1 pseudogene is annotated in these 428 nt (G+C 60.5%); it reads right to left on the reverse strand.

Annotation, left to right across the window (positions count from 1 at the left end):
- A pseudogene (locus tag AC04SG_RS32910) lies at positions 1-428 on the reverse strand (ABC transporter permease); the annotation flags it as partial.

The raw sequence follows: 428 nt of genomic DNA on the forward strand, positions 1-428 counted from the left end.
CCGGCAAGCAGGCCGATGGCCAGCGAAATGCGCCCTGCCATCAGCGTGCGCGACAACAGATCGCGGCCGGTGTTGTCGGTGCCGAACAGGAAATACTGCTGTTTGACCGACGCGGTCATCGTCAATTCGAGCTCGTCGGCCGATTTGCTCTCTATCTTGGTGTTATCGAAGGCATCGGAGCGGTCGAGATAGCGGATGTTGCGCTCATCGATCGGTTTGGTCGAGGTGACGGTGACGGTGACGCGATCGCCGTCCTGCTTCCACTCCTTGATGTCGACGCGCATGCGCTTGATCGCATCGTCAAGCGCCGTCTCGATCATGTCGGCCCGTGGATAGGGGCTGAAGCTCGGCGGCGTGCGCACATAGTCGGCATAGATGGTGGTGTATTGATGCGGTACGAACCAGGGGCCGAACACGCTGATGACGCC

It is taken from the genome of Mesorhizobium sp. CNPSo 4684 (genome assembly GCF_057784315.1).